The organism is Lysinibacillus sp. DFXJR4 (assembly GCF_057196045.1).
In genome coordinates, this window is sequence record NZ_JBXUNW010000007.1 from 26,658 (window position 1) to 41,537 (window position 14,880).

A 14,880-nucleotide genomic window follows, 5' to 3' on the forward strand; every position below is an offset into this window, starting at 1 on the left:
TCCTTTCCTTAAGTGATTACTTAGCTTTAATTGCAGTTTTTACTGTAACTAGAGCTTTTTTAGAACCAGGAACATTACCTTTAACAAGTAGTAAGTTACGTTCCGCATCAACTTTCACGATTTCTAAGTTTTGGATTGTAACTACAGTGCCACCCATTTGACCAGGTAATTTCTTTTGTTTAAATACGCGGTTCGGAGCAACTGGACCCATTGAACCAGGACGACGGTGGTAACGAGAACCGTGGGCCATAGGACCACGAGATTGACCGTGGCGTTTAATAACACCTTGGAAACCTTTACCTTTAGTAACTCCTGTTACATCAATTACATCGCCTTCTGCGAAAATTTCTACTTTGACTTCTTGACCAACTTCGTATTCTCCAACGTTCACGTTGCGGAATTCACGAATGAAGCGCTTAGGAGCAGTATTCGCTTTTGCTACGTGACCTTGTTCTGGTTTGTTAGAAAGCTTAATGCGCTTATCTTCGAAACCAACTTGGATCGCTTCGTAGCCGTCTGTTTCAACAGTTTTCTTTTGAAGAACTACGTTTGGAGTAGCTTCGATAACTGTTACCGGGATTAAATCGCCGTTTTCAGCGAAAACTTGTGTCATACCAATTTTTCTACCTAAGATTCCTTTAGCCATTTGTCACACCTCCTGTAAGTTTTAAAAAGTTATATTGTTTTTACCATTAAAGTTTGATTTCGATATCAACGCCAGATGGTAAATCAAGTTTCATTAACGCATCAACAGTTTGTGGTGTTGGGTTAACGATATCGATCAGACGTTTATGCGTACGCATCTCGAATTGTTCACGAGAATCTTTGTACTTGTGAACAGCACGTAGAATTGTGTACACAGACTTCTCAGTTGGAAGTGGAATCGGACCTGATACACTTGCACCTGAACGTTTTGCAGTCTCCACAATTTTCTCAGCAGACTGATCTAAAATACGGTGATCATACGCTTTTAAACGAATACGAATCTTTTGTTTTGCCATTATTTTCCCTCCTTCTCGCCTATTTTCTAGACATTCTCCACGAAAATTCTCCAACACACCGCCATGGCAAAGCGGCCGGGTGTGTCGGCAACCTCTCGCTTCATCGCAGTCAAAGACCAACATTCAACATTATATACAATAAAAAAAGAATAAGCAAGTCTTTTCGCTAAATTCTTTTAAATGTTGCTGATATTCTTACTACTACTATTTCTTCGCTTATTTAAGCCGTTTACTAGTATAAAGAAATTCTAGAAATATTGCAACACATAAGAGTATAATATCAACGTTTTCGAATATTTCTAACAACTTACAATCTTATATAAAAGTAGATATTATAATTCCAAACCAAAGATCTTTCAATTTACCTAACTTATTCTTTCCTGTACATAAAAAAACAGTATGGTGATTAAATACCCATACTGTTTTTGAATTTCTTCCTATTGAATTGCTATAGTGATTCGCGAATAACCTTTTTATAATAGCCCACTGAGAGGAATGCAAAGATAGCATATAAAGCTATATAACAACTCATAGCAATCCATAACGGTGTTGTTAACTCTGAGCCAAATAAAAACCATCCTGATTTTACAGCAAAATAACTATGAAGTAATCCAATGACTAACGGAACGCCAAAATTGAAGGCCTGTTTCATATAAATTCCTTTCAAAATATCTCTTTCTGCAAAGCCTATCTTTCTTAGAATTGTATAAGATCCGCGCTCTTCTTCAGCCTCAGACATTTGCTTAAAGTATAAAATGCTACCTGTTGTCATTAAAAATGCTAATCCTAAAAATGCAGTCGTAAAAATAGTTATTCCTAAGTCTTCAATATACTCCTTACGTTCGCTTTCAAAAGAAGATTGTATAAACTGTTTTGATTGACCATTGCTATCCAACGCTGAAATAACCCCTGCACCTGTTTGAATATATAATTCCTCTGCTTGAGCTATATCTTCTTTGGATTTCAAATTTATTGTGGCTTGCTTATGCCAAGGGAAAAGCTCAGATTGTACTGCTAGCTTTTCAAACATTTCATCTGTAACGACAAAAATTGGTCCACCACCGCCAGCTGTTACGATCCCACTTATAATACTATTATCTTGAATGTCCACAACATGGAATGTTTCCTTGAGCTCTCCAGCAGATACCACAATATTGCGATCTTTCTCTAACTTGAACATCGCTGCCATGTACCCACCATAATTTGTTAAGATAACTTCATTACCAGATATCGATGCATCTGGGTTAATTTGTTGATAATCAGAAAGTGGAACGGTATAGATTGTTCCTTCCATATTATAAAAAGGATTTCCTTCTCGTTGTTCTTCTTCTGATAATAATTGTCCAACCGAGGCTATTACTCCCTGTAATCGGTAATCTATTTTGTCAAAAGCAATATTCTTGTCCTCTAGCTTCTTTAGAAACTCCTGCCCATTGTCTTCAAGTAAGATATAATCTCCAGGTACTTGGCTAAATGCTGACGATTCTGATGAATAATACCCTATATACGATAATGTTGTAATCCCTAGTGAAACACCCGTTAAAACTGTTATTAATGTCAAAGATTTTGCGTTACTTTTCATGCGATGCATAATTGGTGTTAATGCTAATACATCACGAACGGTTAAATGTCCATTTTTCTTTAAACGGATAGAATTCATTATAAACGCTACAGAGAAACGAAATACTATAAATGTCCCACCTATAGTAGTAGCCAAAATAATCATCATGTTAACAAATAAATTGCCAGCAGATTCGATATCAAAGAGCTTTGTTGAAGCATAATAGCCATATACAATCAATACAAGCCCTATAAAGCCTATCGCCATTTGTAATGGACTAAAACGTTTTACGCGTTCATCTGCTTGTTTAGCAGCACTGAATAAGGAAAGTAATGATACGCGGTGAATCATCCAAGCCATTTGGACAAGCACAATTACTAAGAGTATAACGAAAACGATTATAGATTTCTGTAATGCCTCCATACTAAATGTCATCGTGACAAGCGCCTCTTTTTCTAGTACTCGTAATAGTATCATGGCAAATAATCGAGAGCTAAAGAAGCCTGCAAGCATACCTAAAATGACTGCACCAACAAATAATAGAATACTTTCAATTGCTAATAGACGTACAATCAATCCCTTTGTCATACCGATTAGTTGATATAAACCAACTTCCTTACTACGACGCTTCATAAATAGATGGTTTGCATATAGCACGAAGAATAACACTATAAAATACAATATATATGTTGCTGCTCCAAAACCTGCTGTGGCTGTACCACTCTTACTTACAGTTTCTAGTACATCAGCATTGTTTTGCAAAGTCACAAAGGAAAAAAATAAAGTCACACTGAAAATAAGAGCAAAAAAATATAAATAATAGTGCTTCATATTTTTCTTCATGCTACGTAATACAAGCTTACTAAGACTCATAACCGTCACCACCTAGCACACTTTGCGTATGCATGATTTCTTGGAAAAACGCCTGCCTCGTTTTATCTCCTTTATATAGCTCACTATAAATAAGCCCGTCCTTTAAGAACAAAACACGCGTACAAAAGCTTGCGGCTACTGCATCATGCGTAACCATCATAATAGTAGCCTTCTTTGCCTCATTAATACTTTGTAGATTTTTTAAAAGTGCAGTAGCTGATTTAGAATCAAGTGCACCAGTAGGCTCGTCTGCAAATACTAGCGATGGATTTGTAATGAGTGCACGAGCTGCAGATGTACGTTGTTTTTGTCCACCTGATATTTCATTGGGATATTTATTTAAAATCTCAGCAATTCCTAATAAATTTGTTAGCTCCTTTACACGACTGTCTGCAACAGCCTTTGGTAGCTTACCAATAGCCAATGGTAATAATATATTTTCTTTTACTGTTAACGTATCCAGTAAATTATAGTCTTGGAATATGAAACCTAGTTGCTCACGGCGAAAGTTAGCTAGAGCCTTTTCCTTCATTCCTCGTAGGTTTTGACCATTTATTTCAATAACACCTTCTGTGGCAAAATCAATAGAGCACAGAACGTTTAATAATGTTGTTTTTCCAGAACCTGATGGGCCCATAATTCCAACAAATTCTCCTTGATTAACCTCTAAATCTATACCCTTTAAAACCTCTTGAGCTGTTGATTTTTTACCGTAGACCTTCTTTACTTTACGACCAATTAAAACTGCCACTTATAAACGCCCCTTTCTATAGTTCAAGTGTACCCTGTCTTCTTCGCTTATTCGTGCGTTTTACATGACAATATAAAAAGGTAGGTGACAATTTCGTCATCTACCTGTTAGTTTGACATATTCATTTTGTAATGGAAAACGCAAGGTAAATATGGAGCCTTCCCCTACACTAGATTGAACCGTAATACGAATTCCAATCTTCTGTGCTACATTATGTGCTAAGTATAAACCCATACCCGTTGATTGACTAGATTCCCTCCCAGCCGTCCCCGTATATGACTTCTGAAAAATTCGAGGTAAATCCTCCTTACGAATACCAATACCATTATCTTTAATGTGTAATAGTGTCGCTCCTGTTGGGTCTACTTCTGTAAATATGAATATCTCTGAGTTTGCAGGACTATATTTAATCGCATTAGATAAAATTTGTCGAACAATAAAAGCTAGCCATTTACCGTCTGTCATTACTGTTTCTGTAAGCTCTTCAACATCAAAGCCGATACCCTTTTCAATACACCATGCCTGCATAGCTTTTATTTCGTTATAGACAGCGGCTCGTAGCTCTATTTCTACCATATAATTATCTTTTTCAATGGAAGATAATCGTGTTTGATGTAGCTGCTGATCCACTAATAAATGCAGCCTAAGCCACTCTGCTTCTAATTTACGTCGTAATGTTAAATCTTCTATATGATCAAGCATTAGATTAATAGTTGTTAATGGTGCTTTTACTTCATGAACCCATGCAAGAAGCTCATCTGAATACTCCTGTAATTGAACTTTAGCTTGATTTAACTCTGTATTTTTATCATAAATAATATCTTCTATTTTCGTAAAGTAAGCTGCTTGAAAAGGCGAAAGGACTAAGCTTCTGCTATGTGCATCATCAAGTTGGCTATCTACATTTCCCAGGAAATCTTTAAGCTGCTTTGTCTCAACTACGTATCTCCAAAAAAGAAATATTATAAAACTAACAAGCAAAATCACATTTACGTACCAAATAGATACCCCTACTAAACCAACGTCTAATAAAAATAAGATGTTAAGTACAACCACCATAAATAATAAGTAGCCTATCCATGCTAAACGTTCTCTTATAAATAATAATAACATTGTGCTTCACGTCCCTTGTGTGACTGCAATATAACCAAGTCCCTTTTTGGTTAAAATAACATCCTGTAAACCTATATCCTCAAGCTTCGTACGTAAACGATTAACATTTACAGACAAAGTGTTATCATTAACAAAGCGCTCATCATCCCATAACTTTCTCATCAAATCATCTCTAGAAACAATTTGATTCGTCTTTTCCACTAAAATACGTAAAATAAAGAGTTCATTTTTAGTTAAAGAGGCAAGATTACCATTATACATAATTTCACTTCTAGCATAGTCAATAACCGCACCATTGAAGCGTGTAACATCCAAAGATTCTTCTATATAATCGTATGTACGACGTAAAATAGCCTGAACCTTAGCTAGTAATACTTCCATATGGAAAGGCTTTTGCACAAAATCATCGGCACCCATTTGCATTGACATGACCATATCCATCGGGTGGTCTCGTGACGATAGAAAGAGGATTGGGACCTTTGAAATATGACGAATTTCACGACACCAATGAAAACCATCATAGGCTGGTAATTGTATATCAATTATGACTAGATGTGGTTTTTCCTCTATAAAATCATCCATCACCTTTTGAAAATTTTTAGGGCCAACCACTTGTAAAGACCATTGGGTAAATCTTGTCTGAATCATTTCAAAAATTGATGGATCATCCTCTATCAATAATATCTTCAACTCCATAGTGAAGCACTCCTTTTTAACAAGTAGGATATCTTGCCTTTAACGCTGCAAGCTTGAAAATACTCTTTTAACTTAAATAATCATAGTACAATCTGTCATTAGCCACACTAAGTGAACATACAATAATCTAATTTAAATTTATTACTCTAATTTTAACATAAAAAAACCAATCCGCAGGCGTCCCCACAGATTGGTTTTGAAAATTAGCATGCGCTAAAATTATTTTTGGATAGAAGAAACTACACCAGCGCCTACAGTACGGCCACCCTCACGGATAGAGAATTTAGTACCTTCTTCAAGAGCGATTGGAGCGATAAGTTCTACTGTCATTTCGATGTTATCGCCAGGCATTACCATTTCAACGCCTTCTGGTAAGTTACAGATACCTGTTACGTCAGTTGTACGGAAGTAGAACTGAGGACGGTAGTTAGAGAAGAATGGAGTATGACGGCCACCCTCTTCTTTTGATAAAACGTAAACTTCTGCTTTGAAGTTAGTGTGTGGAGTGATTGAACCTGGTTTAGCTAATACTTGACCACGTTGGATTTCATCACGAGAAACACCACGAAGAAGTGCACCGATGTTGTCACCAGCTTCAGCATAGTCTAATAATTTACGGAACATTTCTACACCAGTTACAGTAGTAGATTTAGCTTCTTCAGCAATACCTACGATTTCAATTACGTCACCAACTTTAACTTGACCACGTTCAACACGGCCAGTTGCAACTGTACCACGACCAGTGATAGAGAATACGTCCTCTACTGGCATCATGAATGGTTTGTCAGTTTGACGTTCTGGAGTTGGGATGTAAGAATCTACAGCGTCCATTAATTCAACGATTTTTTCTTCCCATTCTGGTTCACCTTCAAGAGCTTTAAGAGCAGAACCTTTGATTACAGGGATATCATCGCCTGGGAATTCATATTCAGATAGTAGGTCACGGATTTCCATCTCTACTAATTCTAATAATTCTTCGTCGTCAACCATATCACATTTGTTCATGAATACTACTAAGTATGGAACACCTACTTGACGAGATAAAAGAATGTGTTCACGAGTTTGTGGCATTGGGCCATCAGCAGCAGATACTACTAAGATACCGCCGTCCATTTGTGCAGCACCAGTGATCATGTTTTTAACATAGTCAGCATGTCCTGGGCAGTCAACGTGTGCATAGTGACGAGTTTCTGTTTCATATTCTACGTGAGAAGTGTTGATTGTGATACCACGCTCTTTTTCTTCAGGAGCGTTATCGATATCAGCGTAAGATTTAGCTGTACCACCCATTTTTTTAGAAAGAACTGTAGCGATAGCAGCAGTTAAAGTAGTTTTACCATGGTCAACGTGTCCGATTGTACCAATGTTAGCATGCGTTTTAGAACGGTCAAATTTTTCTTTAGCCATTAGAGATTGCCTCCTCAAAATTATATGTTTTATTTTTAAATTTATAGAATGAATGCTAATAGAGAACGGGCCCATCCCCTATCCTGCAATCATAGCTTACAAATTAGTTATACTTTATGCAAGATGAAAATTCAATTATTCACCTTTATTTTTTTTGATGATTTCTTCAGAGATTGATTTTGGTACTTCTTCATAGTGATCGAATACCATTGAGAATACACCACGACCTTGCGTTGCAGAACGTAAAGTTGTTGCATATCCAAACATTTCTGAAAGTGGAACCATCGCACGAACAACTTGAGCGTTACCGCGAGCTTCCATACCCTCTACGCGACCACGGCGAGAAGTAATGTTACCCATGATATCACCAAGGTATTCTTCTGGAATTACAACTTCAACTTTCATCATTGGTTCAAGTAAAACCGGGCTACATTTAGAAACCGCGTTTTTAAGAGCCATAGATGCAGCAATTTTGAATGCCATTTCGTTAGAGTCAACATCATGGTATGAACCATCGAATAATTTCGCTTTGATGTCGATTAATGGGTAACCAGCAAGTACACCGTTTTGTAAAGCGTCTTTAAGACCAGCTTCTACAGCAGGAATGTATTCACGTGGAACTACACCACCAACGATAGCATTTTCAAATTCAAAGCCTTTTCCTTCTTCATTTGGAGAGAATTCAATCCAAACGTGACCAAATTGACCACGACCACCAGATTGGCGGACGAATTTACCTTCAACTTGAGCAGAGCCACGGAATGTTTCACGGTAAGATACCTGTGGAGCACCAACGTTAGCTTCTACTTTAAATTCACGGCGCATACGGTCAACTAAGATATCAAGGTGAAGTTCACCCATACCAGAGATGATTGTTTGACCTGTTTCTTGGTCAGTATGAGCACGGAAAGTTGGATCTTCTTCTTGTAGTTTTTGTAAAGCTTGACCCATTTTATCTTGGTCTGCTTTTGATTTTGGTTCTACAGAAAGAGAGATAACTGGCTCTGGGAATTCCATTGATTCAAGAATAACTAGGTTTTTCTCGTCACATAATGTATCACCAGTAGTAGTATCTTTAAGACCTACCGCTGCTGCGATATCCCCTGCGAACACTTGAGAAATCTCTTCACGAGAGTTAGCGTGCATTTGTAGGATACGACCTACACGTTCACGTTTACCTTTCGTAGAGTTTTGTACATATGAACCTGATTGTAAAATACCAGAGTACACACGGAAGAATGTTAATTTACCAACGAATGGGTCTGTCATAACTTTAAACGCAAGAGCCGAGAATGGTTCTTCGTCTGAAGAATGACGTACAACTTCTTCATCAGAATCTGGTAAAGTACCATTGATAGCAGGTACATCTGTTGGAGCTGGTAAATAATCGATTACCGCATCAAGCATTTTACGAACACCTTTGTGTTTGAACGCTGTACCACAGATAACTGGGTAGAATTCAACGTTAATTGTTGCTTGACGAATAGCCGCTTTAAGCTCTTCTTTAGAAATTTCTTCACCAGCGAAGTATTTTTCCATGATACCTTCATTAACTTCAGCAACTGCTTCGATTAATTTTTCACGGTATTCTTCAGCTTGTGCTTTATACTCTTCTGGAATTTCGCCTACAGATACATCTGTACCTTGGTCGTTTCCATAGAAAGTAACGTTCATTTCAATTAAGTCAATGATTGCAGAGAATTGATCTTCAGCACCGATTGGTAATTGAATTGGATGTGCATTTGCTTGTAGACGCTCATGTAAAGTACCTACAGAGTAAAGGAAGTCAGCACCCATTTTATCCATTTTGTTGATGAATACGATACGTGGTACACCGTATGTTGTAGCTTGACGCCATACAGTTTCAGTTTGAGGTTCAACACCAGATTGAGCATCAAGTACTGTTACCGCACCATCAAGTACGCGTAGTGAACGTTCAACTTCTACTGTGAAGTCTACGTGTCCAGGAGTATCGATGATATTTACACGGTGGCCGTCCCATTGAGCTGTTGTTGCAGCAGAAGTGATTGTAATACCACGTTCTTGCTCTTGTTCCATCCAGTCCATTTGAGAAGCGCCTTCGTGAGTTTCACCAATTTTGTGAATCTTACCTGTGTAATAAAGGATACGCTCAGTTGTTGTTGTTTTACCAGCATCAATGTGAGCCATGATCCCAATATTACGTGTATTCTCTAGAGAGAATTCGCGTTTCATTAGGTATTTCTCCTTCCATATTGAGCTTATGCGATGTTTAGATTACCAACGGTAGTGAGCGAATGCTTTGTTCGCTTCTGCCATTTTGTGCATATCTTCACGTTTTTTAACTGATGCACCAGTGTTGTTAGAAGCATCCAGAATTTCGTTAGCTAGACGCTCTTCCATTGTTTTTTCTCCGCGAAGGCGAGAGTAGTTAACTAGGTAACGAAGACCTAAAGTCGTACGACGTTCTGGGCGTACTTCAACTGGCACTTGGTAGTTAGAACCACCAACACGGCGAGCACGTACTTCAAGAACAGGCATTACGTTGTTTAGGGCAGCTTCGAATACTTCGATTGGATTTTCACCAGAACGTTCTTTAACTAGCTCGAACGCACCGTATAAAATCTTTTGAGAAGTACCTCTTTTACCATCAATCATCATTTTGTTGATTAAACGAGTTACTAGTTTTGAATTATAAATTGGATCTGGTAACACGTCACGTTTGGAAACAGGACCTTTACGAGGCATGTGTTTTCCTCCTTTCATTGAGTGAATAACTTATAGTTTTTAAATTATTTTTTTTCTTTAGGGCGTTTTGTACCATATAGAGAACGTGATTGCATACGACCGTTTACACCAGCAGTATCAAGAGCACCACGAACGATATGGTAACGAACACCCGGTAAGTCTTTTACACGACCGCCACGGATAAGAACAACACTGTGCTCTTGTAAGTTGTGGCCTTCACCAGGAATGTACGCTGTAACCTCGATTTGGTTAGTTAAACGTACACGAGCGTATTTACGTAACGCTGAGTTAGGTTTTTTAGGCGTCATTGTACCTACACGAGTACAAACACCACGTTTTTGAGGAGATTTAACATCAGTTAAAGATTTTTTAAATGAGTTATATCCTTTGTTTAACGCTGGTGAGTTTGATTTCGTGATTTTAGATTTACGAGGCTTACGTACCAATTGGTTAATTGTAGGCATCGATTTTTCCTCCCTTCATTTCTTCTTTTTCAATACCACACATCCAGGTGGTTCATTTTTTGGGTAAAAACAAAGTCTTTGTGTTTCAAACACAAAAACTACTCTACAGCAATCGCAACTACCGCAGCTCCAACATGGATTCCACAGGCCTTGCCCAATTCCTTTTTGGACTCAACAAGAATGATTGGTATCCCGATTTCTCTCGCGAAAGATATGGCCGAATCGGTTACCCAATTGTCTGCATCAAGTGCCACAAAGAGTTCTTTCACTGAACCAGCTTGCATTGCTTTCACTGCTTGCTTTGTACCTATGATTGTTTGACTAGCCCTTACTTTATCATAAGACATTTTCATATCCTCCGAAGTACAGACAGTTAACTATCAACCTTCAATATATTATCATTATCAATTTCGGCTGTCAACTAATATCTTGAAAAAGTCCGAAGAGACATAAAACTCATCTCTTCGGAACTTATTTAAATGATTATTCAGCAGAAACTAAATCTTCCGAGTCAAGCTCATCTTTTTCGATGCGGATTTGACGGTAACGTTGCATACCAGTACCTGCAGGAACAAGTTTACCGATAATTACGTTCTCTTTTAATCCAAGAAGCTCGTCACGTTTACCTTTAATTGCTGCATCTGTTAACACACGAGTTGTTTCTTGGAATGATGCGGCAGATAAGAATGATTCTGTTTCAAGAGAAGCTTTTGTAATACCCAGGATAACAGGTCGACAAGTTGCAGGATTTTTGCCATTCATAACAGCATCTGCATTTGCCTCTGAGAATTGGTGGATATCTAGTAATGAACCTGGTAATAAATCTGTATCTCCAGCTTCAATTACACGGACTTTACGAAGCATTTGGCGAACCATTACCTCGATGTGTTTATCACCAATTTCTACCCCTTGCATACGGTATACTTTTTGTACTTCTTTTAATAGATATTCTTGAACTGTCGAAACGTCTTTTACTTTTAATAATTGTTTTGGATCGATAGAACCCTCTGTTAAAACTTGACCACGCTCTACATTATCACCTTCGATAACTTTTAGACGCGCATTATAAGGTGCTTGATACTTACGAGTTTCTACGTCACCTTGAATAGTAATTTCTTTTAAGCCTTCACGGATTTCTGTGATATCTGAAACAGTACCTGCGATCTCTGAAATAACAGATTGACCTTTTGGATTACGTGCTTCAAAGATTTCTTGGATACGTGGAAGACCTTGTGTAATATCGTCTCCGGCAACCCCACCTGTATGGAATGTACGCATTGTTAACTGTGTACCTGGTTCACCGATTGATTGAGCAGCAATAATACCAACTGCCTCTCCAACCTCAACCTTTTCACCTGTTGCTAAGTTCATGCCGTAACATTTTTTACATACGCCATGTTTTGTATTACATGTGAACGCTGAACGGATAGTTACTTCCTCGATACCAGCCTCGATAATTACACGAGCAATATCTTGGTCAATTAAGCCGTCTTTTTCTAAAATAACTTCACCAGTTTCAGGGTGTAGAATTGTTTTCTTCGTATGACGACCAACAATACGTTCATCTAGAGCCTCGATTAGTTCAGTGCCTTCCATTAATGCACCAATTGTTAAACCACGGTCAGTACCACAGTCATCTTCACGCACAATAACATCCTGTGCAACGTCAACAAGACGACGTGTTAAGTAACCTGAATCGGCAGTTTTTAGGGCTGTATCGGCAAGGCCTTTACGCGCACCATGCGTCGAAATGAAGTACTCTAATACGGTTAAACCTTCACGGAATGAAGATTTGATTGGAAGTTCAATGATACGACCAGCCGGGTTGGCCATCAGACCACGCATACCTGCTAATTGTGTAAAGTTAGAGGCATTACCACGGGCACCTGAATCAGACATCATAAAGATTGGATTTGTTTTCTCAAGAGATTTCATCAGCTTCGATTGAATTTCATCTTTCGCTGCACTCCAGCTTGAGATAACGCGGTCATAACGCTCATCTTCCGTAATGAAACCACGACGGAATTGCGCCTGAACTTTATCCACTTTTTCTTGAGCCTCTGCTAAAATTTCACCTTTATCTGGTAATACGACAATGTCAGAAACACCAACTGTAATACCCGCGCGTGTTGAATATTTAAATCCTAGGTTTTTCATGCGGTCAAGCATTTTAGATGTTTCTGTAATGTGGAAACGTTTAAACACTTCGGCAATGATATTTCCTAAGAATTTTTTACGGAACGGGTTCACAACTGGTACTGATGCAAAGTATTTGCGTAGTACAGCTGTACGTTGTGCATTAATTTTGCCTTTTTCATCAAGTGCATTATAAGCAGCATCTGCCTCAAGCTCTTTTAACGTTTCTTCATCAATTGTTAAGTTAACAAAGAATTTGTCTGGTGTTTCTTGCTCTAAGTTGAAATCAGTTGGCTCATTAATATACGGGAATGATTTAGGTAAAATTTCGTTAAAGATTACTTTCCCAACAGTTGTTAATAAGAACTTATTATTTTGTTCTTCTGTAAATCTTGGGTTGTTTAACGAACTTGCTTTAATGGCAATACGAGTATGCAAGTGAACATGACCTGTATCATATGCAATTAACACTTCGTTTGGACCATAGAAAACAGAGCCTTCTCCTCGAGCATCTTCACGCTCAAGTGTTAAGTAATAGTTTCCTAATACCATATCCTGAGAAGGTGTTACAACTGGTTTCCCGTCTTTCGGGTTCAGGATATTTTGTGCAGCAAGCATTAATAGACGCGCTTCTGCTTGTGCTTCTGCCGATAATGGTACGTGAACCGCCATTTGGTCACCATCGAAGTCAGCGTTGTAAGCTGTACATACCAATGGATGAAGACGAATAGCACGACCTTCAACTAATGTTGGTTCGAACGCTTGAATACCGAGACGGTGAAGCGTTGGTGCACGGTTTAGTAGTACTGGATGCTCACGGATAACATCTTCTAAAACGTCCCATACGTCGTTGTTTAAACGTTCGATTTTACGTTTAGCAGATTTAATATTATGAGCAAGACCGCGTTCAACTAATTCTTTCATAACAAATGGCTTGAATAACTCAATAGCCATTTCTTTTGGTAGACCACATTGGTACATTTTTAAGTTTGGACCTACTACGATAACGGAACGACCAGAGTAGTCAACACGTTTACCAAGTAAGTTTTGACGGAAACGACCTTGTTTACCTTTCAACATATGTGAAAGTGATTTTAACGGACGATTACCAGGACCTGTTACAGGACGACCACGACGACCGTTATCAATTAAAGCATCAACAGCTTCTTGTAACATACGTTTTTCATTTTGTACGATGATGCTTGGAGCACCAAGGTCTAATAAACGTTTTAAACGATTGTTACGGTTGATTACACGACGATATAAATCGTTTAAGTCAGAAGTGGCGAATCGACCACCATCTAATTGCACCATTGGACGAAGCTCTGGTGGAATGACAGGTAGTACATCTAAAATCATCCATTCAGGTGAGTTACCTGAGTTACGGAAAGATTCAACAACCTCTAGACGTTTGATGGCACGCGTGCGACGTTGACCTTGTGCAGATTTCAACTCTTCTTTTAAAGATTGAGTTTCATCTTCAAGATCAATTTTACCTAATAACCTTTTAATTGCTTCTGCACCCATAGATGCCTCGAATGTGTTACCGAATTTTTCGCGATATGCACGGTACTCTTTTTCAGAAAGTAGTTGCTTACTTTCTAAGTTTGTAGCACCTGGTTCGATTACTACGTAAGATGCAAAGTATATTACTTCTTCTAGTGCACGTGGGGACATATCTAAAATAAGACCCATACGGCTAGGAATACCTTTGAAGTACCAGATATGAGAAACTGGTGCCGCTAATTCGATGTGGCCCATACGTTCACGGCGTACTTTAGCGCGTGTTACCTCAACACCACAACGATCACAAACTACGCCTTTATAGCGTACACGTTTGTACTTACCACAATGACATTCCCAGTCCTTTGTTGGACCGAAAATACGCTCACAGAATAAACCATCTTTTTCTGGTTTTAATGTACGATAGTTAATTGTTTCTGGTTTTTTTACTTCACCGTATGACCAAGAGCGAATCTTGTCAGGAGAAGCTAAACCAATTTTCATATATTCAAATTCATTAACGTCTATCAAGGAGCCTACCTCCCTCTAGTATAGGTCTTTATAAAGACTCTTTTACGCAGCTCGATAATCGTTTGCAAAGAATTGCCTCTTTGGCAAAGGATTAGAAATAGAATGATTTATTAAAAG

General features: G+C 38.3%; 12 protein-coding genes. All 12 read right to left on the reverse strand.

The features are described 5' to 3' along the window. Positions 1–16: 16 nt before the first annotated feature. The 12 genes from rplC to rpoC all read right to left on the reverse strand — a co-directional run bounded on the left by rplC (position 17) and on the right by rpoC (position 14,763). Positions 17–646 carry a 50S ribosomal protein L3 gene (gene rplC / locus AC2CGN_RS15245; RefSeq protein ID WP_429986354.1) on the reverse strand — a complete coding sequence of 210 codons (630 nt, stop codon included), beginning with the start codon at positions 644–646 and terminating at the stop codon, positions 17–19. Positions 647–692: 46 nt separating this feature from the next. Further along, on the reverse strand, positions 693–1,001 hold the full coding sequence (gene rpsJ / locus AC2CGN_RS15250; protein WP_004233624.1) for a 30S ribosomal protein S10: 309 nt from the start codon (positions 999–1,001) through the stop codon (positions 693–695). A 448-nt stretch (positions 1,002–1,449) separates the two neighbouring features. Continuing rightward, entirely contained in the window at positions 1,450–3,435 is a 1,986-nt protein-coding gene (locus AC2CGN_RS15255; protein WP_484514725.1) for an FtsX-like permease family protein, read from the reverse strand. After that, positions 3,425–4,186, reverse strand: coding sequence for an ABC transporter ATP-binding protein (locus AC2CGN_RS15260; RefSeq protein WP_283870070.1), 762 nt, complete (start codon positions 4,184–4,186; stop codon positions 3,425–3,427). The genes AC2CGN_RS15255 and AC2CGN_RS15260 overlap by 11 nt, the downstream gene beginning before the upstream one ends. Before the next feature lie 96 nt (positions 4,187–4,282). Next, positions 4,283–5,299, reverse strand: coding sequence for a sensor histidine kinase (locus AC2CGN_RS15265; RefSeq protein ID WP_429983467.1), 1,017 nt, complete (start codon positions 5,297–5,299; stop codon positions 4,283–4,285). A 6-nt stretch (positions 5,300–5,305) separates the two neighbouring features. Continuing rightward, positions 5,306–5,995, reverse strand: coding sequence for a response regulator transcription factor (locus AC2CGN_RS15270; RefSeq protein ID WP_429983468.1), 690 nt, complete (start codon positions 5,993–5,995; stop codon positions 5,306–5,308). A 219-nt stretch (positions 5,996–6,214) separates the two neighbouring features. Then, positions 6,215–7,402, reverse strand: coding sequence for an elongation factor Tu (gene tuf / locus AC2CGN_RS15275; RefSeq protein WP_429983469.1), 1,188 nt, complete (start codon positions 7,400–7,402; stop codon positions 6,215–6,217). Positions 7,403–7,537: 135 nt separating this feature from the next. Continuing rightward, positions 7,538–9,616 carry an elongation factor G gene (fusA, locus tag AC2CGN_RS15280; RefSeq protein ID WP_429983470.1) on the reverse strand — a complete coding sequence of 693 codons (2,079 nt, stop codon included), beginning with the start codon at positions 9,614–9,616 and terminating at the stop codon, positions 7,538–7,540. 42 nt (positions 9,617–9,658) lie between these two features. Then, positions 9,659–10,129 (reverse strand): 30S ribosomal protein S7, encoded by a 471-nt coding sequence (gene rpsG, locus AC2CGN_RS15285; protein WP_054771422.1) that lies wholly within the window; start codon positions 10,127–10,129, stop codon positions 9,659–9,661. 44 nt (positions 10,130–10,173) lie between these two features. Further along, positions 10,174–10,593 carry a 30S ribosomal protein S12 gene (rpsL, locus tag AC2CGN_RS15290; RefSeq protein WP_004233609.1) on the reverse strand — a complete coding sequence of 140 codons (420 nt, stop codon included), beginning with the start codon at positions 10,591–10,593 and terminating at the stop codon, positions 10,174–10,176. A gap of 98 nt (positions 10,594–10,691) precedes the next feature. Next, on the reverse strand, positions 10,692–10,940 hold the full coding sequence (locus tag AC2CGN_RS15295) for a 50S ribosomal protein L7ae-like protein (protein ID WP_054771420.1): 249 nt from the start codon (positions 10,938–10,940) through the stop codon (positions 10,692–10,694). Positions 10,941–11,076: 136 nt separating this feature from the next. Beyond that, on the reverse strand, positions 11,077–14,763 hold the full coding sequence (rpoC, locus tag AC2CGN_RS15300) for a DNA-directed RNA polymerase subunit beta' (RefSeq protein WP_429983471.1): 3,687 nt from the start codon (positions 14,761–14,763) through the stop codon (positions 11,077–11,079). Positions 14,764–14,880: the final 117 nt, after the last annotated feature.

Bases quoted from the DNA above. Each gene is read 5' to 3' on its own strand.
- rpsL (WP_004233609.1), bottom strand. From the start codon at position 10,593: ATGCCTACAATTAACCAATTGGTACGTAAGCCTCGTAAATCTAAAATC.
- AC2CGN_RS15295 (WP_054771420.1), bottom strand. From the start codon at position 10,940: ATGTCTTATGATAAAGTAAGGGCTAGTCAAACAATCATAGGTACAAAG.
- rpsJ (WP_004233624.1), bottom strand. From the start codon at position 1,001: ATGGCAAAACAAAAGATTCGTATTCGTTTAAAAGCGTATGATCACCGT.
- rpsG (WP_054771422.1), bottom strand. From the start codon at position 10,129: ATGCCTCGTAAAGGTCCTGTTTCCAAACGTGACGTGTTACCAGATCCA.
- AC2CGN_RS15270 (WP_429983468.1), bottom strand. From the start codon at position 5,995: ATGGAGTTGAAGATATTATTGATAGAGGATGATCCATCAATTTTTGAA.
- rplC (WP_429986354.1), bottom strand. From the start codon at position 646: ATGGCTAAAGGAATCTTAGGTAGAAAAATTGGTATGACACAAGTTTTC.
- tuf (WP_429983469.1), bottom strand. From the start codon at position 7,402: ATGGCTAAAGAAAAATTTGACCGTTCTAAAACGCATGCTAACATTGGT.
- fusA (WP_429983470.1), bottom strand. From the start codon at position 9,616: ATGAAACGCGAATTCTCTCTAGAGAATACACGTAATATTGGGATCATG.
- AC2CGN_RS15265 (WP_429983467.1), bottom strand. From the start codon at position 5,299: ATGTTATTATTATTTATAAGAGAACGTTTAGCATGGATAGGCTACTTA.
- AC2CGN_RS15255 (WP_484514725.1), bottom strand. From the start codon at position 3,435: ATGAGTCTTAGTAAGCTTGTATTACGTAGCATGAAGAAAAATATGAAG.